The following is a 21,623-nucleotide window of genomic DNA, read 5'->3' as shown; positions in this document are numbered from 1 at the left end:
AGTCCTGAATGCGGTCAGAAACAAGATCATTCACCTGATATTCGCCCTGATAAAAAATCAGACAACCTACCAGAACAACTTGCATTTGTCATAGAAATCAGCCTGACATTCAAACTAAAAATTAAGCGCTAACAGCTAATACCTAACAGCTCAAAATGAACGACGAACTATACCAGAAGGGCATGCAAAAGCGAAGGGAGGTACTGGGCGATGCGCATGTTGACCGGGCCGAAGCCACCAAGACCCCATTCGATCGGGATTTTCAGGAATACATCACTCAAAATGCCTGGGGCTCCATCTGGACGCGTCCCGGCCTGACCCAACGCGAGCGGAGCCTGATTACCATTGCCCTTATGACGGCGCTGGGGCACGAAGGTGAGCTGGAGCTGCATCTCAGAGCTACTCAAAACACGGGCGCATCTGTGGAGGATGTGAAGGAAGTACTCCTGCATACGGCAGTATATGCCGGAGTTCCGGCTGTAAATCATGCAATTAAGATTGCTAAGAAAGTCTTTTCAGAAATAGAAAATGGATCAACCAATGAATCAGAATAAGCGCGATTGGGAAGTACAGCCTCCCTTTCTCTATCCGGAATATAAATCTACGGTGCTACGGGCTCCCTCCCGCCCGCTGGTTCCTCTGAAGCATACCCTCAGCGAACTGACCGGCCCCGTATACGGGCACGACCTGATCCGCCCCTACGACAATGATCTTACTCTGAATGCACGTGTCAATGGTGCCCCGCTGGGTGAGCGGATCATTGTAGCCGGTAAGGTAACGGACGAGTTGGGCCGTCCCATCCCAAATACCCTGGTGGAGCTGTGGCAGGCCAATGCGGCCGGTCGGTACGTACACAAGGTAGATCAGCACGATGCGCCCCTGGATCCTAACTTCTTCGGCGGGGGGCGCTGCCTGACCGATAGCGAAGGTAACTATAAGTTCTACACCATCAAGCCCGGTGCCTACCCCTGGGGCAACCACCCGCAGGCCTGGCGTCCCAACCATATACACTTTTCGTTGTTTGGCAATCAGATCACCTCACGGCTGGTCACGCAGATGTACTTTCCCGGCGACCCGCTGCTGGACTACGACCCGGTGTTTAAGGGTGTACCCGAAAAGTACCGCCACCTGCTGATTTCCCAGTTTGATCTCGGCGTCACCGAACAGGACTTTGCCATTGGCTTCCGGTTCGACATGGTGCTACGAGGCGACAACGAAACCCCTTTTGAGAACCGATGAACCAGGAAAAACTATATCAGACACCCTCCCAGACCGTAGGCCCCTACTTTGCCTATGGCCTCACCCCCGAGCAGTACCTGTACAATTTCCCTAGTATCGCGGATGGTAACATGATCATCAATGAAGCGGTGAAAGGAGAACGTATCACCATAGCTGGACAGGTCTACGATGGCAACGGACAGCTCATACCCGATGCCATGATTGAGCTGTGGCAGGCCGATGCAGAGGGCAACTACGCGAAAGATCTAAGCCTTTTTCACGGCTTTGGCCGTCTGGGCACCGGTACCCTCAAAGACAGCAAATTTGAGTTCAGCACCATCAAGCCAGGGCCGGTGGGGGGGCAGGCTCCGCATATCAACGTGATTCTATTCATGCGGGGGCAACTAACCCATACCTATACCCGCCTCTACTTTTCGGACGAAACGGAGGCCAACGACAGTGATCCGGTGTTGCAGAGCGTGGAAGAAAACCGAAGAAATACCTTACTTGCTACAAAGACCATTAGGCCCGATGGAGTTACCTGCTACGTATTTAACATCTACATGCAGGGGCCTGACGAAACCGTATTTTTTGATGTATAGCCTATGACCTTATACGCCGCCTACCTATCGGATGAAGAAATGGAAGGGGTATGCTCGGAAGAGCAGCTTATCCGTCACATGCTTCGATTCGAAGCGGGTCTGGCACTAGCCGAGGCCAGGCTGGGCCTCATACCCGAAGCGGCTGCTCAGACCATTCAACGGGCCCTTTCAGCGACGGAGTTCAGTCCGGCTGAGCTGGCGGCAGGTACCTTACAAAATGGTATCCCTACCATTACCCTGCTGTCCCGAATTAAAGAGCTACTTCCTGCGGATGTCAGGAATTATCTGCACCTGGGAGCTACTTCGCAGGATGTACAGGATACGGCCCAGGTACTCATGATCCGGGAGGCTCTGGTACTTCTGGAAACCAGAATCCTACACCTGCTACGTAATCTGCTGGCCCTGATCGAGCGGCATGGTACAGTCCCCTGCATGGCGCATACCCGCTGGCAACAGGCTACCCCCATCCCTTTCAGTCTTAGGGTAGTAAACTGGGCCATGCCGCTGGTACGTAGTCTGGAAAGACTTCAGGAGATGAAACGAAGACTGCTGGTGGTTCAGTTGGGAGGAGCCAGTGGTTCGCTGGCCGCGTTGGGCGATACAGGATATCAGGTACTGGAAGCTCTGGCCGATGAACTGAAGCTAGCGCCATCCCTTCCCTGGCACGCCCAGCGGGATACGATGGTAGAATTCACCACCTGGCTTGCTCTGGTGAGTGGTACATTGGGTAAAATGGGGGCTGACATCCTGCTCATGGCGCAAACCGAAGTAGGTGAGGTAGTTGAAAATGCAGAAGGCGGCGGCAAGAGCAGCGCCATGCCCCATAAGAGCAACCCGGTACTGAGTGAAGCCCTGGTGGCGCTGGCGCGGATAAATGCGAACCTGTCGGCCCTGCTGATGCAGAGCCTGGTACAGACCGGCGAGCGCGACGGTACTGCCTGGATGCTTGAGTGGCAGCACCTCTCGCAAATGATCATCAACACAGGTACTGCCTTGAAACATGCGCTGACCATTAGCACCGGCTTACAAATAGATCGGGAGCGGATGCGACAAAACATAGCTCTGACAAGGGGACTGGTATACGCCGAGCAGGCCGTAGTGATACTTTCTGATTATATGCCTAAGTCCAGAGCGACTACCCTTGTTAATCAGGCATGCGGACGAGTAAGTACAGAAACGGGATTGGCTCAGGCACTAACTCAGCTGGTGCCCGAAGTAAAACTCGACTGGTCAGAACTCCTTCAACCAGAGGCTTGTTTTGGATCGTCGGGTAGTATCATTCAGCAAGCAACCGCCCGGATCAAGGATATTTTAACAGTAAAGGAATAGTATACAATGGAAGCATATATAGTTGATGGCATACGTACACCCGTCGGTAGTTTTGGGGGTAGTTTGTCACCCGTTCGGGCCGATGATCTGGCCGCTATGGTCATTCGCCGTTTGATGGAACGAAATGAAAGTGTCCCCGGCGAAGCCATTGAGGATGTTATCATGGGCTGCGTTAATCAGGCTGGTGAGGATAATCGCAACGTTGCCCGCATGGCCCTGCTCCTGGCCGGACTACCTACCTCCGTACCCGGTGAAACTGTAAACCGGTTATGCGCCTCGGGTATGTCGGCCATTGCACAGGCGGCCCGGGCTATCAAGTCCGGCGATGCCGACCTGATCATTGCCGGTGGTGTGGAGCATATGACGCGGGGACCTTATGTGATGTCGAAGGCCAGCAAGCCCTTTGGCAACGACAGCCAGCTATTTGACAGCAGCTTTGGCTGGCGGTTTATTAATCCCCAGTTGGAGAAGCTCTACGGTGTGGATGCCATGGGCGTTACGGCCGAAAACTTGGCGGATATGTACGGGATCAGCCGGGAGGACCAGGACCAATTTGCCTACACATCCCAGATGAAAGCCGCAGAGGCACAAAAGAATGGTAGATTTGGTGAAGAGATCATGCCTGTTGAAATCCCGAAGAAAAAAGGAGAAGTAACTCTCTTTGAGCATGACGAATTTGTGAAGCCTGCCACAACCCTGGATGTACTTGCCAAACTCAAACCAGCCTTCCGGAAAGAAGGAGGTACCGTTACCGCCGGCAATGCCTCCGGCCTTAATGATGGTGCTGCCGCAGTACTGATCGCCTCGGAGGAAGCCCTTAAAAAGTACAATCTCAAACCCCTGGCCCGAATTGTAAGCTCGGGGGTAGTCGGGGTGGAACCACGTATTATGGGGATAGGACCTGTTGGAGCTACTCGTATGGCCTTGAGTAAAGCCGGTATTACGCTGGATGATCTGGATCTGATAGAATTCAACGAAGCTTTTGCCGCGCAAAGTCTGGCTTGTATTCGTGAACTGGGTCTGAAGTATGACGATCCGCGCATCAATCCCAACGGCGGAGCCATTGCCCTTGGTCACCCGCTGGGCATGAGTGGAGCTCGTATCACGTATAGTGCGGCACTAGAGCTGCAGAAGCAAAATAAAAGATATGCACTGGCTACGATGTGTGTGGGAGTAGGTCAGGGGTATGCCGTAGTACTTGAGCGAATGTAGGCTTTTGAAATTTTTTAATCACAGAGTTGAAAAGAGGTAGGCACGGAGGGCACAGAGTTTATTTAAAACTCATTTCTACTCTGTGCTATAACTCCCTTAACTCTGTGGTTTTATTGATTGAACTCATCGTATTTTGACTGCTCACTATGAAACAAGTACCTATAATCAGCGTGGAAGAGGCAGCTGCCATGGTGAAGGATGGAGATACCATCTTCGGCGGAGGCTTTGGCATGACCGGCAATCCCGTCCACCTGCTGCACGCGCTGGCCCAAACTGGCACCAAAAACCTTACTTTCATCGGCAATAACGTAGGGGAACCTAATCTCGGCGGTGGCAAGCTGCTACTTAACGGACAGATCCGGAAAATGATTGGCTCGTTCTTTACCAGTAATCCTGATGCCGTAAAGGCAGCTCAGAGCGGGCAGGTGGAGTACGAGCTACTGCCACAAGGTACCCTGGCCGAAGCCATCCGGGCCGGTGGAGCGGGCATTGGCGGATTCTATACGCCTACTTCAGCAGGTACGTTGATTGCCGAAGGCAAGGAGGTGAAGGTGATAGATGGAAAGGAATACGTATTTGAGAAAGCCTTGCGGGCCAATGTTGCTTTCATACGAGCCTGGAAGGCCGACACGGCCGGTAATCTCCAGTACCGCATGACCGAGCAGAACTTCAATAAGGCTATGGCTACGGCGGCCGATCTGGTTATTGCCGAAGTAGAGCACATCGTACCAATGGGCGATATAGCGCCTGAGCACATCCACACCCCGTCCAACTATGTCGATTACCTGGTGCAGGCGCACATGACGCTGGAAGCATTGGGTTCTTCGGCCTCGGTTAAGTCCAGTAAGAAGAAAGTGGACGAATCACGGATGAATATGGCCCGGCGGGCCTTTGCCGAGCTTCAGAAAGGTGATGTAGTCAATCTGGGAATCGGCATTCCTACCTTGGCAGCCGACCTGATCAGGCCGGAGGATGGCATTATCCTGCATACCGAAAACGGGATGCTGGGCGTAGGTCCCGAGCCCGAAGGTGACGCCGGAGCCATGGATTACCCGGTCAACGCGGGGAAGGTACCCGTTACGGCTTTGCCGGGCAGCAGCTACTTCGACAGCGCCGACTCCTTCGCCATGATCCGCGGGGGGCACATCGATGTCGCCATCATGGGCGGACTGGAAGTGGACGAAGAGGCCAACCTAGCCAACTGGGCCGTACCCGGCAAACCTCTGCTGGGAGTAGGCGGTGCCATGGATCTGGCCTCCGGTGCCAGGAAGCTCATCATCACCATGACTCATACCAATCCCGACGGTAGCAGCAAAATAGTACCGGCCTGTACCCTACCCCTCACAGCTATGAAGGCCGTTGATCTGGTCATTACGGACCTGGCGGTATTCCGCTTTGAGGAGGGACAACTCACCCTTACCGAACTCATGCCGGGTGCTACCCTGGAAGAAGTACGGGCAAAGACCACAGCGCACTTTGCTGAGAAGTTATAACCCGCTGGTATAGGTAAGTACCCGATTGAAAACACATAGAGGGTAATGAATTTTATACACCGAAATAGAGTTGTATTCTATGTACTGAGCCTGCTACAACCATGGATTTGACCAAAGAAGAGTTTGATGATAGATTCGTAGAGACCCTGGATGCCCTGCTGGTTACTATGGCCGAAAATCCGGAGATTGACGTCAGGAAGTTCTACAGCATGACCTGTATCCTGGAAAACCTGCGGTACTTAAGTCCGGTACTGTTCGGGATGATTCAGCAAAGCCAGAAAAAATAAGAGGTTGGTCTCCGACGGGACCAACCTCTTTCTCTGGTTACTCTTCAATAGTACTATTCAGTATATCGTTTCGGAAAGCGGATCCGGAATACGGTACCTACCCGGGGAGTACTCTCTATCGCCAGCTCCGCGTGCATAAGTTCACAGAGCCGCTTAACGATGATCAGTCCTATACCTTCCCCCGAAGCCCTGTTTCCGTAGTTACGCAGGCTTTCATCCTGCTCCTCCGGTTCGTGCCATTTTTCATCGGGTTCTTCGGCGGAAGCAACACCCATCAGCTGGTTGATCAGTTGCTGGGACAATCCCGGACCGGTATCACCCACTACGAGCTGCCAGTGTGTGCTGTCTTCACTTTCCTGCCCCCAGCTTATCCTGACTCCCCCTTTTGAGGTATACTTGATTGCGTTCAATAGGAGGTTCTGTACGATACGCCGTACTTTCACAATATCACTTTCCACCAGAAGCCGCCCCGGCCCTTCGTCCTTTACCCAGAGTTTCTTGTCCTGGGCCAGTGGCCGTACGCTCTCGCTGAGTTCAATCAGTAGTTCGGCCGCATCAAAGGGCGCTACATGCAGCTCTTCCTGACCCGACTCCAGGCGGGAGAAGTCCAGTAGCTGGTTCATCATGTGGCTGACCTGTTTGAGACTCCGGCGGAGCATATCCAGCGTCTGGGTACGCTCTTCTTCGGTGTTCATCATATCGAGCAGTGAAGTGGCCCCTACGATTACCCCAAAGCTACCGCGCAGGTCATGGGAGGTAGTACGCAAAAACTCGCCCCGCATCCGGATGTACTGCCGCATCTCCTCCAGCGTCGCAAGGGTCTCGTTGGAACGCTCGAGCTCCTGCATCCAGTATTTTTCCTGTTGCTCAGCCTGCCGTAGCTTCGTTACATTCAGGCCGGTTACGACCACCCCGTCGTCCTGCTTTAGTACCGATATACCCAGCCAGTGGTCTTCGCCGTTACGGAGGCTGTGTCGCTCTTCGTATAGGTGGTTACCCGTAGTAAGTACTTCATGGAGTACTTCATAGGTCCGGTCCTGCCACAGGTACTCAACCAGTTCGCGATGGGAGGTACCGATCAGTTGCTCGATGGGTTGGTGCAGATACCCGGCCAGGCGCCCGTTACAAACCGCCAGCCTGAAATCCACTACCTGATCATGGGTATTTCGGACAGCCTTGAAGTACCCAATATAGGCCGGCGAACTCTCGAGTACGATCTGGAGGTTTTCGGTAAGTTGCCGCAATTGTAGTTCGGCCTCTACGGCTTCGGTCACATCGAGGTCTATACCCAGGATACTTGTCGCCCTACCGTTTTCGGTGGTCAGAGCATTGCTCCGCAGCTTTATGCACTTCTGGTTTTTACCAATCTGTAGTCGAATAGTCTCATCAGTAACGACCTCACCCCTGCGAAGGCTTTGGCAGATCGTATTCATTTTTTGCCGGTCTTCTTCCACCACAAACTGGTCATAAGTTTCCAGCGAAACCGGCAGGCCCCGTTCCATTTCAAAAAGGTGGTACATCCCATCCGACCAGGTCAGTGAGTCATTAACTACATCATACTCCCAACTACCCAACTGAGCCACTTCTTCGGACTGCTTCAGGATGGTAAGCTGCTTGAGCCGTTCTCTTTCGGCTTTGATGCGATCATCTATATTCAGGGCCGCTACCAGTACTCCCTCCATAAACGGAACAATACTGGCCAGAATCCACCCTTTGTACCCATGGGCGTCGTAGAAGGTTTCTTCGGTGATGGGCTCTCCTGTTTCGGCTACCCGCAGCATCGACTCCCAGAAGGGCAGCTTTTCGATACCTGGCCTGATCAGGGTAAGTGGCTTTCCGATATCATCCCGGGTGAGGCCCGTTCGTTCCAGATTAACCTGGTTGATGATCTCCAGCGTGAAGTCAACTACCTCGTCCTGGTCACCTCTGACCACTTTGCTGTACGTCAGGTGGAGCGGTATGGCTTCGAACATAGCCTGTATCCGCTCGTGGGATTTTTTAATTTCGTCCGCCGCTTTCTTTTGTTCGTTAACATTCTGGACAACATTCAGAACGGCCTTTACCCGGCCTTCCTCGTCCCGCTCAAAGACCCGCCCTCTGACTCTAAACCATTGCCATTCTCCGGATTTGGTCCGGGCGCGGTACTCGTAGGAGGCTATCTGATCGTTGGGCAAGGTAGCAAAGCTTCCAAAATACTCGTTCGTTGCCGGAATATCATCAGGATGCATGAGTTGTTCGAGCTCTTCAGGGCTCATCCTACGCATGTCATCTGCATCAAATCCCTGAAGGGTATACGGTTCCTGGTTGATATACTTCAGCTGACGGGACGGGTATTCCATCACACTGATCATATCGGGCATGGTTTCGGTGACACTGCTGATAAAGTGCGCCTGCTCCTCTATCAGCAGCCCCGCCTTTTTACGCTCCGTAATGTCTTCTACAGCCGCAAAAAGACCGTCGCCCAACTTCACGGCCTTCCACCGTACCCATATGTAGTACCCGCCTTCTTCGTAGAGGTACTCGTAGTCGGTAGTACTATCCGTCTCTACGGTACGTATAAACTCATCAACAATGCCATACTTAATTAGATACGGGAACTCTTCCAGTAACCTTAGGCCGGACACGTCCTTGCCTACCATCTGTTCACCACTCCTGCTCACCCAGTCGACGTAGAAGTCAATGATTTCATTCTGATCATTCCGGATGCTTTTCAACACGCTCAGTACCATCGGCGACACATGGATAGCCGCCTCAAGGCGCTCCTTGCTTTGCTTCAGAGCACTGGTACGCTCAGCTACCTGCTGCTCAAGTACCGTATTAAACGCCTGAAGCTGTAGCTCGGCCGTTTTCCGGAGGGTTACATCCCGCACGGCTCCCAGCCACTGAGTTATCTCCCCCCGCTCGTTCAGCACCGGTACCGCCCTCGAGAAGGCCCACCCTACCGTACCATCCTGACGGATCACCCGGTGCTCCAGTTCAAACATCTTTTTGTTGAGAATTGCCTCCTGAATAGCAGCCATTACCTGCGGCTGATCCTCTTCCATAATATATCTCGGTAACCAGTTACCGCTGGGGTCGACGGTATCAGCCAGTACATTCTTTCCATCCAGACTGTACATCTGGCTCCAGTCCGGACTCATCTTGTAAACCAGATCAGAGCTGGCCGTTACAAACAACCGGAACTCTTCTTCCGATTGGCGGAGCGCTTCTTCAGCCTTTTTACGCTCGGTAATATCGACTGTAACCGCCAGTATCGATAGAGCTTTATCTTCACCGGTTCTTATGAGCGAAAGGGAACTATTGCTCCATACAATAGATCCATCGGACCTGATGTATCGTTTTTCAAGCGAATCAGGCTGACCGCTTTTGATGAGCTTTTGTACTACTTCAAAACTGGCCGGAATATCATCGACGAAGGTCACTTCGGGTATGCCCAGTGTGAGGAGTTCCTCACGTGACCTCCCCAGTATCCGGCAGAGGGTATCATTTACCCGGATGAATCGTCCATCCATTGAAATTTCCGACAGCCCTACTTCGGCTTGCGAGAAAATAGCGCTAAGATGATCTTCATTCCTGCGTAAGGCCTCTTCGATCAGCTTCCGATTATGGATATCGATGTTCATGCCTACCCATTTAGTGATAGTACCCTCTTTATCACGTATCGGAGTAGCCCTTACTTTGGTCCAGCGGTATTCACCCTTTGCATTTTTAATCCTGAACTCAGCAGTCACATTTTGTCTGGCAGCCACTGCCTCACGCCATTGCCGCTGGGCATGCTCCCGGTCGTCGGGATGAAAGGCATCTAACCAGCCGTAGCCAATCCACTCTTCATAGGTTTGTCCGGTACTGGCCCGCCAGGAAGGACTATCGGTGACCACTTCACCCTCGGCATTGGTTTCCCACACGGCCTGGGCATAGGCTTCAACCAGATTGCGAAAACGCTCCTCACTTTCACGCAAAGCCATTTCAGCATTTTTGCGTTTTGTGACATCTCTGAAAACCACCGCCACCTGTCGGCTGCTTTCATCACCCACTTTAGTAATGTAGAAGCTAAACCATCTCTGATCCAGATTTGAATACTGCTCCAGGCGATTGCTCTGCCCGGTCAATGCTACATTACTCCATAGCTGATACCAGTATTCCTCGTAGTTAGGATTGACTTCCCTCAGTGTTTTTCCAATTAAGCTCGATCCAATGATTCGCCTGGCAGCAGGGTTTTCTTCCAGAAGCCTGATATCTAAGGGTTGGTTGTGCTCATCAAATATAACTTCAGTCAGGTAAAAGCCTTCATCAATTGCGTTGAACAGGGTGAGGTATTTATCAGTGGCTTTACGGGCTACTTCATCCTTTAAATCAAGTATCTGCTCTTCGGCTCTTTTTCGTTCGGTTATATCTTCGGTTGCTACAATCAACAGATCATTGATCTTTCTGGTCCTGAAGTGTAGCCAAAGCTGGATACCATCCCCCTCGTACCATCGTTCAAAATCGGCTGGCTCACCGGTTAACGCTGTTCTTTTGAATTCATCCAGCATTCCCTGCTCCCTTACATGGGGGAACTCCTGAGCCATTTGTTTCCCTATCAACTCCTGGCTGCTCTGCCCGGTAATTTCTGTTGTAAAGTTGCTGACATTGAGGATCTCAAAATCCACTATTTCACCATTATCAGCATATATAGACTTTAATACTGTAATAGCACCTGGTGAAGTGTCAAATATGGATTGCAGCAGGTTCCGGCTTTCTTCCAGTTGAGCCGTTTTATCATCTAATTCGGCCAGGGTGGAGGCAAGTACCTGAGTTTGCCGGGCCAGGTCTTTGATCTCACCCTGATTTTTAATGGCTTCGGTTACATCAATAACACGATGAATAATATAAGCTACCTCACCTTCGCTATTCAAAACCGGTATGTTGACAGGACTCCAGTACTTTTCTTCAAAACCACCTCCTTGTTCGGCCGGGCGATGCACATCGTAGCGCTGAATGGACATCCGGTGCGGCTTCTTTGTCAGTAGTACCTGGTCCAGTGAAGCACGCAGATTTTTGACTGCATTGACCTTAGGAGTAGCAGGATTGTCAGGGAAGACTTCAAACAAATTTTTGCCGATAGTATCCTGTCGTTTTGCGAGCGTAGCTTCCAGATACGCATCACTTGCCATAATGATGAAATAATCCGGCGATAAAACGATATACGCATCCGGGGCTTTCTGCAGAAGATTCAGTAGGTTCTGGATACTTTGCTCCCTTCGTCTTAGCTCCTCTTCGGCTCTTTTCTGCTCCGTAATATCCAGGAAGGTCATGATTATCCCATCCTCATGCTTCACCGCTGTCGCATCAAACCACGTATCTTTATCAAACTGCTCATAAGGATAGGCACGTTTAAGCCTTTGCATTTCTCCGGTTTCGACCACCTCCACATAGATATCAAAAAATACCTCCCGGGCGGCAGGGGATAGTTCCAGAAACCGCTTTCCTAGCATTTCTTCGATAGGCACCCCCGTGATACGACTGGCTGCTTCGTTGACACCTTTGTACACAAAATCAATGATCACACCCTGCTCATTGCGTACTGCTTCCAGTAGTACAATGGCCGCGATGGATCCACTCAGCATATGTTGGAAGGTTTCTTCCGACCTGACTCGTTCGGTGATATCCTGAATGGTACCCAGCAGCTTTACGGGTCGGTCTTCCTGATCGGTCATTACTACCCCCTGCGCGTGGAGGTAGCGCATCTGGCCGTTGGGCAGGTATATACGGCGGGAATACGTGTAGGGCTGTCGGTTCAGAATGGCTTCTTCCAGGATGTTCTTCACGACCGGTATATCATCCGGGTGACTATGGGCATCTATATAGTCAAGGGTAGGAACAAAAGCAGATGGCTCCTCGCCGAACAACCGGAACAGGTTATCGGAGAAATGAAACGTCATGGTATCCAGATCCGCCTCGTAGCTTCCCAGGGCTCCTACTTCCTCGGCCCTATGGAATATACTCAGCGTTTTGGTAAGAGACTCCTCCGCTTTCTTCCGGTCATTGATGATCTGGGATGAATAGATGAGGCCGCTTTCGTGCTTCACGATGGATACATCTATCCAGAGGTCCAGGCCGTCGAGGCCGTACCAGGTCTCAAACCGTCTGGACTGGCCGGTGAGGTACGTTTCTTTCAGTCCCTCCCATAGCTCGTGCTGATGGTAGCCAGGAAATAGCTCACTAAATTTACAGGACAACGACTGGATCCTCTTGGGACCTTGCTGACACAGATCTTCGTCGTTGGTCAGTATGATCATAAAGTCTGCCGGATTGCCCTGCTCGTCGTAGAGGGGTTTCAGGTAACTGATCTGTACCTGTATGCCTTCGAATATGTCCCGCAGGAGCTTGGTGGTTTGCTGGTTTTCTTCTTCTGCCTCCTTACGTTTGGTAATATCTTCCACCGTCAGTACCACGCCATCGTCCAGCTTAACGGCCGTAATCCGGAACCAGTTGCGGAAGCCACTCCCAATGTAGGATCTCTCCATATCGGCCGGTTCGCCGGTTTCGACCACCCGGCGGAACAGGTCAAACAGCCCCGAGGAGCGGTCCTGCGGATTCAGCTCCAGGTATCGCTTACCAGTCAGGTCCTGCCCGGCCATGGCATAAGCGGTATGGTTGAGCAACCGGTACTCAAAGTCGATGATTTCGTCACGGTCATTCCGGACGGCCAGCAGTACCATCATCTCGGAGAGCGATTCGTTAAATACCGCCTCCATCAGGGATTTATTCTTTTCGGCTTCTTCCTGCGCCTGCTTCAGCTCGGTAATGTCCTGAATAGTACCATAGAGTTTGAGGGGCTTTCCGCGCTCATCCCTGACTACGTCGGCGCGGACGTGTACCCTACGCACGGAGCCATCAACCCGGATGAGCCGCTGGTACAGGTCCAGGGGCTTATCGTGGGTGTGGGTGGCCCAGAGCTGCTCACGCATGCCCTTCTGGTCTTCAGGATGGACAAAGCTTAGCAGCTTCTCCATGTCGAACACCATGCTCTTAGGCTCAAGCCCGTGTATCCGGTAAAACTCATCGGAGCATGTCAAAGTACTATGGGGCAGTATACGCTCAAAGCTACCTATATGACCCAGAGCTTCTGCATTGCTGAAGCGCATGTGCTCTTCGCGCAGCTTATCAAGAGCTTCCTTCCGATCCTGAATATCCTGTACGATGCCGATGGTCTGAAGTACAGTGCCGTCTTCAGCCCGCTGGAAAGCCCGGTCCCTCACCTTAAACCACCGCCAGGAGCCATCAGCTACCTTCAGCCTCACCTCAATCTCCTTGATTTCATTGGGCTTCAGGTGCGTGCAGGCGTTGATGTGCTCCATCCGGCGCAGGAAGTCGTCCGGGTGGAGTATCTCCCGGAACACCTTGCTCCTGAGCTTATAGAGGTACTCTGTGCTCGGGTGACCCAGTATTTCTACCGCTCTCTCATTGGCGTATAGGATACTCTTTTTCTGGAGATCCAGCAGGTAAATGATGTCCGGGGTAGTATTGGTAATCTTATCTATCAGTTGCCGCTGATGCATCAGGGGCCCCTCAATGCCATTCGAAGCAGGTACCTCTTTGGCCATCTTTCCACTCTGCCGTACTATTTCACGGGCTGCTTCGTCGGGAGTCCAGGTAGTATACCCACTCACCGTCCGGTCATGCCGGTGGGCGTCTACCAGCAGTACCTTTCCGCTGGCCTGCCGTACCTGCTCCAGAGCTGCCGCAAACCGGTTTTGCAAGGTAGCAGGCACTACCACCAGCAGTGGTACCGATTGGGTCACTCCCAACACAGGTACTGCATACTCCTGTACAGGAGTTACCGGCACCGCCGGTCCAAATATTCCACCGCTGATCGAAAGCGGTGAAGCTGAAGATAGTATATATAGGTGATTAGGTCGAACTGCTATACCGGGAGCGGCCTGCCAGACCTTCATGGAAGTAGCCTGGTTGATCTTAAGAAAAGTCGAACATTCCAATGCATCCTCAACCAGACCGTTGATGTATAACAAATAAGCAAATCCGGTCAAAGTTGGTACCTTTTCCAAAAACTGTATCAGCCCCTCTGATTCTTCTACTGTTGAATATATGGTGATCAACGATAGTTTCGATTCATCCATAGTATGTTGTACTAATTAGCTTTCGCTTCTAAAATAATAAATACAGCGAATGGTCAAGGTTTATTAAATGTCAAGACATAAATTCATACCAAAGACATAATTACTTTTTCCTCATTCATTTCACTAATAAACTAATAACTTCTACCGGATCAAACAGTTAAATTTTTTCTTTATAAATTACTATTTTAAAACAAATATAACAAAGAAATAAAATAACGCGGTGACAAAACTCCACCCATTCAAGGGAATACTATACCTACATTTAATCTAACTACCGAAAATAATATTATATGCTGAATACGGTCCGGATGTAAGGTGCAGATATACAGGCGGGAAAGCAGATAAGTAGAAACAGGTGACTGTTATTCAACAGATTATAATCGATCCGCTTTAAGATAAAAATAGAGCAGTAGTTAATAAACAGGAACCTAACCCATAGATAAATACCTCCTGTTACGTGAATAAGGGCGGGTGATTAGGGTGGCCATGACCATCACAAAGGTACTCCTTACAAGTCACCCCAATCACCTTGTTCCTACGTTATTAATCAGATAGTTTGTCTAGTGCTTCATGGGCCGCTCGTCGGGCTTGCCCAGTTCGTCCAGAGCTGCTCTGAATCCTTGTGCCAGTTGAGTAGCAGGTCCCTTGCCGTAGTAGTGCAGGAAGAAAATGCGCGGATCATCGTCGAGCATGTGGTTGTGCAGAGCCACCACTTCCAGGCCATTGGCCCTAAGAGCTTTGATTACCGGATTGACCTCGTGCTCAAGCATGGCGATATCACCAGCTATATGCGCACTGTCCTTAGTACCGGCAAAAGATGCCCAGGAGTTGAGACCAATGGCAGCGGTCATTTCGGCCCCCATGGCCATTACCGACAGGTCGTCACGGCCCATGGTGTACTTGTAGGTAGGGCCATTAACCGCACCGAACCCCTTAACAATAGCATCCAGGGCGGGTATGTCAAACAACTCTCCGGCCGGACGCCCCGCGGCGGCGGCAGTCTGATTAGCCGGAAATAGCTTTGTCTGCTTAATAGTAGCGGCGTACTTCTGAGCCAGTTCAGCGGTAGATCCGTGGCCATGCAAGTGCATGTAAAAGATCCGCGGCTGTTCGTAGAAGAAGTGATTATGAATGGCACTTACTTCCAGACCATTGGCCTGGGCCGCCGATATTAGCGGATTTACTTCTTCTTCCAGCAGCACGGTATCACTCATCATTACTGTAGAGTCTCCCTCGACCGTTCGCTTGAAGGCGACCCAGCCTCCAAACCCTAAGGCTATGGGTACCGGCTCCCCTTTTATCGTTACCTTCAGGTCATTACGGGGCAGAGCAATGGAATGTACCGACTGCGATTCGTGGTAGGTACCTTTCTTACCCAGGGCAGCCTCAATAGCGTTCACTTCCTGGCGGGTCAGCGGGGGAGTCTCGAGCAATGGCTTATTGAGCGTTCGGTCCGGCAGGAGATCTTTCCCGCCAAGTATGCTGGTTATTCCGATCAGGGCTGAATTCTGAAGAACCTGCCTGCGGCTTACTTTGTCTGATTTCATAGGTTTGAAAAGAGTAAGATAAATGGGTAATTGGTTGTGTTCTAGTGCTAAACTTTATCAATCTGATACTGTTTAGCAAAGGGTATTAAATAGTTTTTACGAAGTAAATATACTACCTCAGGGCTTATTATAGCTTACCACCCGAGCCTTAATCGTATCCGCCTGACTGGGACTTTCGATGAACGATACGTAGCCTTCGCGGCTTGACTCCTTGGGGCAAAAGGCCACGTCGAGCTGTGCTTTTTCCAGCTCTTCACCCCCTTTTTCCAGCGTTAGCTCAATGATGATTGCCTCGGCAGTTTCGGCCCCTTTATTATGCACTATAACGTGGTAGCGGTGGGGCTCGTAACGGCCTGGTTCGGGAAAGTACTGCAGAAACAACTGCGGTGGCTCTGACTTATACGTAATGGTTTTATAAATCAGGTACCCAAGTATAGCCAGTACCAGCAAAAATCCCAGCCCGGCTATGGCGTATTCAAGTTTATTTTTTCGGTCAATGTAGGTATTGGTACGATTAGCCATATAAAGAGTAGGTGGTTTAACGGATAAGCAGGCTACCGGCCGAAGCCCCCAGAGAAGACAGTACACCCAGGGCGATGGTTTGGGAGAAGCCTACCCAAAAGCTGGAAGCATCAAAACGGCCAAAAAACCAAAGCAGCAGAGCGGAAGTAGCCAGTGCTATTATGTAGCTGGTACTGGTCTGAAGGATAACGGTCCGATAATCAATCTTGGAACCTTCAAGTACCCCTCCTCTGAAATCACTGTAAAAGATAATCAGCAGACACAGAAACAGAGAGACCAGCGCCATGGCAAGGATATGAATTGGCTCAGCCCCTATACCAATCATCAGGATCTCTTCGGTAGGAGCTACGTTCCCTCCTACAACTATACTTCCGCATACACCCAGCACGATCAGTCCGAACAGACTATGCTGCCGCTCCTCTTCTATGGCTTTGATTTCCTGCTCCTCCTCCCTGGAGGAAGCCGAATATTCCGGCTGTATACCAAGCTGTGAGGTACCTATGGACACCCCGATGGATACCACCATGGCTTCTATGACTACCTTACCCACTATCTCAATCATGGACATGGTACCAAACTCTATGCGCCTGAGCATCAGTAGCATACAAAATGCCAGCATAAAACCTATGGCTATTTCCTCGAAGGAATCAATGAACACACTTCGCCAGTGGGCCTCCGGGTGCATACCGGCATACCGGTTGTAGCCGAGCAACAGCAGAAATGTAAATAGAATAACAATGATGAGCTGTAAGGGAGAGGCTATAAAGCCAGCCCACCACACTTCCATCGTATACAGTAGCGGGAAACTGAAAAGCAGCCCTCCTGCTATACCTCGTCCGTACTCTTCAAGGGACTCCGTGATGGGACGGGTTGAATCCTGAATTTTAGCCATTGATCAATTCCCTGCGACACCTGTAATCGAACTACCTATATGTTGGGGTACTTAGTTACACTAAATTCTGTGCCACTACCAGTCAGGGTATACATAGCACAGGTTCGGATGCAGTCCTAGCTTCTAATTCAATCCTGCTGGCTGTAGTTGATCCTAAATACCTGCACTTCCTGCTGGCTTGTTTTTAATCTTATTGTAAGGTTTTACTGCAAGTACTTGTAAGTATTGGGGTAGCGGTAACCGGAGTCAGGGGTACGCTCAGGTTGTAGAATGGAGGGCATAAATAAAGGATTATCAGTTACTCCAGCCCAACATACTTATCATTATACCGGTTATAGACTAAACACAGGACAATATCTATGTGTATTATATTCCACACCCACACAAATATTGCGTATACATGGCAGTAAAAGAAGAGATAAAAGTAGGATTTCACCACTCACACGAACAATTCAAACCAAGTCATCTGCTGGAGCTTGCCCAAAAGGCCGAACAAGCCGGCTTTACCCACGCCTTAACATCGGATCACTACATGCCCTGGAGCGAAGCCCAGGGTGAAAGTGGCTTTGTGTGGAGCTGGTTAGGGGCGGCTATGCACGCTACCAACTTAAATTTTGGTGTAGTAAACGCGCCGGTACAACGATACAGCCCGGCTATCATAGCCCAGGCGGTTGCCACACTTTGCGAGATGTTTCCGCACCGTTTTTTTATTGCGGCGGGTAGTGGGCAGTTTCTGAACGAACATATCAACGGCGAGAAGTGGCCCCCCAAACCCATCCGGAACGAGCGGCTCAAAGAGTGCGTAGACATCATGAGGGCCCTTTGGCGGGGGGAGTCGGTGACGCACTACGGACACGTAACCGTACAGGAAGCCAAGCTGTACACCCGCCCCGACTACATACCACCCGTGATAGGGCCTGCCCTTACTACCGCTACGGCCGAATGGGTAGGTAGCTGGGCCGACGGCATGATCACCACATCACGACCGCCCGAGGACATGAAAAAAATGTTGGAGGCTTTCCATAGGGGCGGGGGCGAAAACAAGCCCATCTACCTGAAGGTACAGCTATCTTACGACACAACGAAGGAAAAAGCCCTGCAGGGTGCCCACGAGCAGTGGAAAAACAACATATTCCAGTCGGCACTGCTGTCGGATATTCGTACGCCCGAGGGCTTTGATGTGGCAGGTAGTATGGTGACTCCTGACCAGATGGAGCCACACGTGCGGGTGTCGGATAGTCCGGACCAGCACATCGAATGGCTGATGCAGGACATCGAACTGGGCGTGACCCACCTGTACCTGCACAACGTCAACCTGCAACAGGAACAATTTGTAGAAGTATTTGGGGATAAAGTTATTCCTGTATTAACCAGAAAATAATTGTCAGGCATCAGACACCCCCGGTACAGGCGCTGGGCCGGGGCTGCTGTAAAACCCAATTGTACAATGAGTAATACAACGAAAGAGTACCTATGGTGGCAGAAAGGGGTTGTTTATCAAATCTACCCCCGTTCGTATCAGGACAGTAACAGTGATGGAGTGGGAGACTTACAGGGAATCCTGCAGCGACTCGACTACCTCGAGTGGCTGGGTATGGAAGCCATCTGGATTTCGCCGATCTTTCCTTCACCCATGGCTGACTTCGGGTACGATATCGCAGATTATACGGGTATTCATCCGCTGTTTGGCTCGATGGAAGATTTTGATGAGCTGCTGGCCGAGGTACACCGGCGGGGCATGAAGCTCATCCTGGACCTGGTACCCAACCATACCTCCGACCAGCACCCGTGGTTTCTGGAGTCAAAGTCTTCACGGGATAATCCCAAGCGTGACTGGTACATCTGGCACGATGGCAACCCGGATGGCACTCCTCCCAACAACTGGCTGAGCGTGTTTGGCGGCAGCGGCTGGGAGTGGGACGAAAAGACCCAGCAGTACTACTACCACGCTTTCCTGAAAGAACAGCCCGACCTGAACTGGCGCAATCCGGAGGTACAGCAGGCCATGATGGATGTCATGCGCTTCTGGCTGGACAAGGGGGTTGACGGCTTTCGGGTAGATGTGATGTGGCACATGATCAAGGACGATCAGCTGCGTGACAACCCCAAAAACCTGGATTACAAGCCTAATGTGGACGTGACGTACAACGAACTGCTTCCTACCTACTCGACCGATCAGCCCGAGATCCATAACATCGTGCAGATGATGCGGGCCTTGACCGATGAGTACGACGAACGCCTGATCATCGGGGAGATATACCTGCCCATTCACCGGCTGATGACCTACTACGGCCAGAATGGGAACGGTGCGCACCTGCCCTTCAACTTCCAGCTGATCACCATGCCCTGGGACCCACAGCGCATAGCGGGGGCTATTGATGAGTACGAAGGAGCGCTACCCCCTGATGGATGGCCCAACTGGGTACTGGGCAACCACGACAATGTACGTATTGCCAGTCGCGTGGGTATAGAGCAGGCCCGGGTGGCAGCCATGCTGCTGCTTACGCTCAGAGGTACCCCTACCCTTTACTACGGCGACGAGCTGGGTATGCGCGATGTACCCATTCCGCCCGATAAGGTCAAGGACCCGCAGGGACTTAACATGCCTGACCTGAACGTGAGCCGGGACCCGGCCCGTACACCTATGCAGTGGGACGACAGCCCCAACGCCGGCTTTACCGATGCCGAGCCCTGGCTGCCGCTTTCCAGTAACTACAAGCGCGTCAATGTCACACATCAGCGCAACAGTGAGCACTCGATACTGAACTACTACAGAAGGCTGGTGCAGTTGAGGCAACAGGAACCGGCCCTGCACGTAGGTAATTACAAACCGGTGCATTCGGACAAGCAAATGATCGTGTATACCCGGGAGTATGAAGACAGGTGCTTCCTGATTATGCTCAATCTGAGCCATAGTCCCTGCTACTACACACCCAAAACCGATGGTCTGCGCGGAAGGGTAATCCTTGCGACCGAACCCGAAAGAGAAGGTACTTACCTGGAAAAGACGTTTTCGCTGGGTGGAGACGAAGGCATCATTGTATTGATTGATAAGTAGATAATGGCACCATTCTGCCCAATACAGGCAGTACCCGGAGGCTCGGCCTCCGGGTACTGCCTGTCTTTTTTTTGCCCAAACACTAGGAAGGTAAACAAAATGAGAAGCACGTGGTACGATTTTATTCAACTCTACTAACAGCTTGGTACCATAATGTGAATACGAGTGCGGGGAGATGAGTACCTGATAGCTTAGAGAAATTTCAACCTCTTGTCCCCAACTTTTATGAAAGGCGTTTCCATTTATCGTGCAACGGCCGCGTTACTTTTCCTTCTACTGTTTATTGCTTTTTTGTATATAGGTCGTCCGTTTCTGGTACCATTATGTTTCAGCATTATCCTGTCCATGCTGTTCCTGCCGGTGAGCCGCAAGCTCGAAGACTGGGGCCTGAGTCGGCTACTGGCCACCATTACCTGTCTGCTGATACTGGTCCTGATCATCACGGGCTTTATGTGGGTGATCACTGCCGAAATAACCCGAATATCCCAGGACATGGACGATATGCAACCCCGGCTACAGCAGGTGATCAGACAGATACAACGCTGGATCAATCAGGAGTTTGGTATACCGCCCAGCAAGCAGATACAGTTTGTAGATGAGCAGGCCAAGAAATTCTCCCAGTCATCCAACAACCTCGTCAAAGGCTTCCTGAATGGTATATTGGGCATGATAAGCTCTATCGTGCTGGTGTTGATCTACATGCTGTTTATGATCTGGCAGCGGGATAAGTACAAGCGGTTCTTCCTGAAGATTACCTCACGGGAAAGCAAGCCCGAGGCCAAAGACACCATCCGGGAGATCACACAGGTATCATCCAAGTACCTGGGAGGTCGTCTGATTTCGATGCTGTTCCTGGTGGTGTTTTACGGAATAGGCTTCTCAGTAGTAGGGCTTCAGAATGCCATCCTGATGAGTCTGCTGGCCGTACTTCCCAGCATAGTCCCCTACGTCGGTCCTTTTGTCGGCAGCTTCTTCCCCATATCCATGGCGCTGCTCAGTGGCTCTACCGACCTGGTGATACCTACCATCATGATACTGGTACTGGCTCAGGTTATTGATAACAACCTCATCGAGCCTTTCGTGATGGGGGCCAATATGAACCTGAGTCCGCTGATGATCATCATAGCCATCGTGACCGGTCAGCTGATCTGGGGAGTGGCGGGTATGATCCTCTTTATCCCGCTGTTTGCGGTAATCCGGGCTATTTGCGACCATATTCCTACCCTCAGTCCCTACGGTTTTCTCATGCAGGACGATATATCCGAATCCGTCTGGATCGGTAAGATCAAAAACTATTTCAAAGGCCTGACAAACAAAAAAGAAGAATAGAAAGTAATTTCAGT

General features: G+C 51.2%; 14 protein-coding genes. 10 read left to right on the top strand and 4 right to left on the bottom strand.

The window, feature by feature from the left end; genetic code table 11:
- Positions 1-155 precede the first annotated feature (155 nt).
- From pcaC to JTN23_RS20015, 7 genes are all read left to right on the top strand, one after another.
- Complete coding sequence (pcaC, locus tag JTN23_RS20045; protein ID WP_247236820.1) at positions 156-554, top strand: 4-carboxymuconolactone decarboxylase; 399 nt, start codon at positions 156-158, stop codon at positions 552-554.
- Positions 541-1,239, top strand: coding sequence for a protocatechuate 3,4-dioxygenase subunit beta (pcaH, locus tag JTN23_RS20040; protein WP_247236819.1), 699 nt, complete (start codon positions 541-543; stop codon positions 1,237-1,239). The genes pcaC and pcaH overlap by 14 nt, the downstream gene beginning before the upstream one ends.
- Positions 1,236-1,820 (top strand): protocatechuate 3,4-dioxygenase subunit alpha, encoded by a 585-nt coding sequence (gene pcaG, locus JTN23_RS20035; protein WP_247236818.1) that lies wholly within the window; start codon positions 1,236-1,238, stop codon positions 1,818-1,820. The genes pcaH and pcaG overlap by 4 nt, the downstream gene beginning before the upstream one ends.
- Before the next feature lie 3 nt (positions 1,821-1,823).
- The gene (locus tag JTN23_RS20030; protein WP_247236817.1) at positions 1,824-3,149 is read left to right on the top strand and encodes a class-II fumarase/aspartase family protein; all 1,326 of its coding nucleotides are present in this window, start codon (positions 1,824-1,826) and stop codon (positions 3,147-3,149) included.
- Positions 3,150-3,155: 6 nt separating this feature from the next.
- A complete protein-coding gene (pcaF, locus tag JTN23_RS20025; RefSeq protein ID WP_247236816.1) occupies positions 3,156-4,361 on the top strand; it encodes a 3-oxoadipyl-CoA thiolase in 1,206 nt (401 codons plus the stop codon).
- A 146-nt stretch (positions 4,362-4,507) separates the two neighbouring features.
- Positions 4,508-5,854 (top strand): 3-oxoacid CoA-transferase, encoded by a 1,347-nt coding sequence (locus tag JTN23_RS20020; RefSeq protein WP_247236815.1) that lies wholly within the window; start codon positions 4,508-4,510, stop codon positions 5,852-5,854.
- Between the two features lie 101 nt (positions 5,855-5,955).
- Entirely contained in the window at positions 5,956-6,141 is a 186-nt protein-coding gene (locus tag JTN23_RS20015) for a hypothetical protein (RefSeq protein WP_247236814.1), read from the top strand.
- Between the two features lie 53 nt (positions 6,142-6,194).
- Here JTN23_RS20015 and JTN23_RS20010 read toward each other — a convergent pair whose 3' ends face one another.
- The 4 genes from JTN23_RS20010 to JTN23_RS19995 all read right to left on the bottom strand — a co-directional run bounded on the left by JTN23_RS20010 (position 6,195) and on the right by JTN23_RS19995 (position 17,222).
- Positions 6,195-14,261: a PAS domain S-box protein gene (locus JTN23_RS20010; RefSeq protein ID WP_247236813.1), complete on the bottom strand. Its 8,067-nt coding sequence runs from the start codon at positions 14,259-14,261 to the stop codon at positions 6,195-6,197.
- A gap of 560 nt (positions 14,262-14,821) precedes the next feature.
- Positions 14,822-15,808, bottom strand: coding sequence for a DUF1259 domain-containing protein (locus JTN23_RS20005; RefSeq protein WP_247236812.1), 987 nt, complete (start codon positions 15,806-15,808; stop codon positions 14,822-14,824).
- Between the two features lie 117 nt (positions 15,809-15,925).
- Positions 15,926-16,330: a hypothetical protein gene (locus tag JTN23_RS20000; protein WP_247236811.1), complete on the bottom strand. Its 405-nt coding sequence runs from the start codon at positions 16,328-16,330 to the stop codon at positions 15,926-15,928.
- 16 nt (positions 16,331-16,346) lie between these two features.
- Positions 16,347-17,222, bottom strand: a complete 876-nt coding sequence (locus JTN23_RS19995; RefSeq protein ID WP_247236810.1) for a TIGR02587 family membrane protein — start codon at positions 17,220-17,222, stop codon at positions 16,347-16,349.
- Positions 17,223-17,622: 400 nt separating this feature from the next.
- On the opposite strand from JTN23_RS19995, the gene JTN23_RS19990 reads away from it, so the two are divergent.
- The 3 genes from JTN23_RS19990 (at position 17,623) to JTN23_RS19980 (ending at position 21,609) form a co-directional block, all read left to right on the top strand.
- Positions 17,623-18,603: a TIGR03885 family FMN-dependent LLM class oxidoreductase gene (locus tag JTN23_RS19990; RefSeq protein WP_247236809.1), complete on the top strand. Its 981-nt coding sequence runs from the start codon at positions 17,623-17,625 to the stop codon at positions 18,601-18,603.
- A 66-nt stretch (positions 18,604-18,669) separates the two neighbouring features.
- Entirely contained in the window at positions 18,670-20,280 is a 1,611-nt protein-coding gene (locus JTN23_RS19985; protein WP_247236808.1) for an alpha-amylase family glycosyl hydrolase, read from the top strand.
- A gap of 225 nt (positions 20,281-20,505) precedes the next feature.
- Entirely contained in the window at positions 20,506-21,609 is a 1,104-nt protein-coding gene (locus JTN23_RS19980; RefSeq protein WP_247236807.1) for an AI-2E family transporter, read from the top strand.
- Positions 21,610-21,623 lie beyond the last annotated feature (14 nt).

The organism is Telluribacter roseus, assembly GCF_017355915.2.
Lineage (GTDB): Bacteria > Bacteroidota > Bacteroidia > Cytophagales > Spirosomataceae > Telluribacter.
Note: the sequence above shows the minus strand (reverse complement) of the source record. Positions and strands in the feature narration are given on the sequence as shown.

Bases quoted from the DNA above. Each gene is read 5' to 3' on its own strand.
- pcaC (WP_247236820.1), top strand. From the start codon at position 156: ATGAACGACGAACTATACCAGAAGGGCATGCAAAAGCGAAGGGAGGTA.
- pcaH (WP_247236819.1), top strand. From the start codon at position 541: ATGAATCAGAATAAGCGCGATTGGGAAGTACAGCCTCCCTTTCTCTAT.
- pcaG (WP_247236818.1), top strand. From the start codon at position 1,236: ATGAACCAGGAAAAACTATATCAGACACCCTCCCAGACCGTAGGCCCC.
- JTN23_RS20030 (WP_247236817.1), top strand. From the start codon at position 1,824: ATGACCTTATACGCCGCCTACCTATCGGATGAAGAAATGGAAGGGGTA.
- pcaF (WP_247236816.1), top strand. From the start codon at position 3,156: ATGGAAGCATATATAGTTGATGGCATACGTACACCCGTCGGTAGTTTT.
- JTN23_RS20020 (WP_247236815.1), top strand. From the start codon at position 4,508: ATGAAACAAGTACCTATAATCAGCGTGGAAGAGGCAGCTGCCATGGTG.
- JTN23_RS20015 (WP_247236814.1), top strand. From the start codon at position 5,956: ATGGATTTGACCAAAGAAGAGTTTGATGATAGATTCGTAGAGACCCTG.
- JTN23_RS20010 (WP_247236813.1), bottom strand. From the start codon at position 14,261: ATGGATGAATCGAAACTATCGTTGATCACCATATATTCAACAGTAGAA.
- JTN23_RS20005 (WP_247236812.1), bottom strand. From the start codon at position 15,808: ATGAAATCAGACAAAGTAAGCCGCAGGCAGGTTCTTCAGAATTCAGCC.
- JTN23_RS20000 (WP_247236811.1), bottom strand. From the start codon at position 16,330: ATGGCTAATCGTACCAATACCTACATTGACCGAAAAAATAAACTTGAA.
- JTN23_RS19995 (WP_247236810.1), bottom strand. From the start codon at position 17,222: ATGGCTAAAATTCAGGATTCAACCCGTCCCATCACGGAGTCCCTTGAA.
- JTN23_RS19990 (WP_247236809.1), top strand. From the start codon at position 17,623: ATGGCAGTAAAAGAAGAGATAAAAGTAGGATTTCACCACTCACACGAA.
- JTN23_RS19985 (WP_247236808.1), top strand. From the start codon at position 18,670: ATGAGTAATACAACGAAAGAGTACCTATGGTGGCAGAAAGGGGTTGTT.
- JTN23_RS19980 (WP_247236807.1), top strand. From the start codon at position 20,506: ATGAAAGGCGTTTCCATTTATCGTGCAACGGCCGCGTTACTTTTCCTT.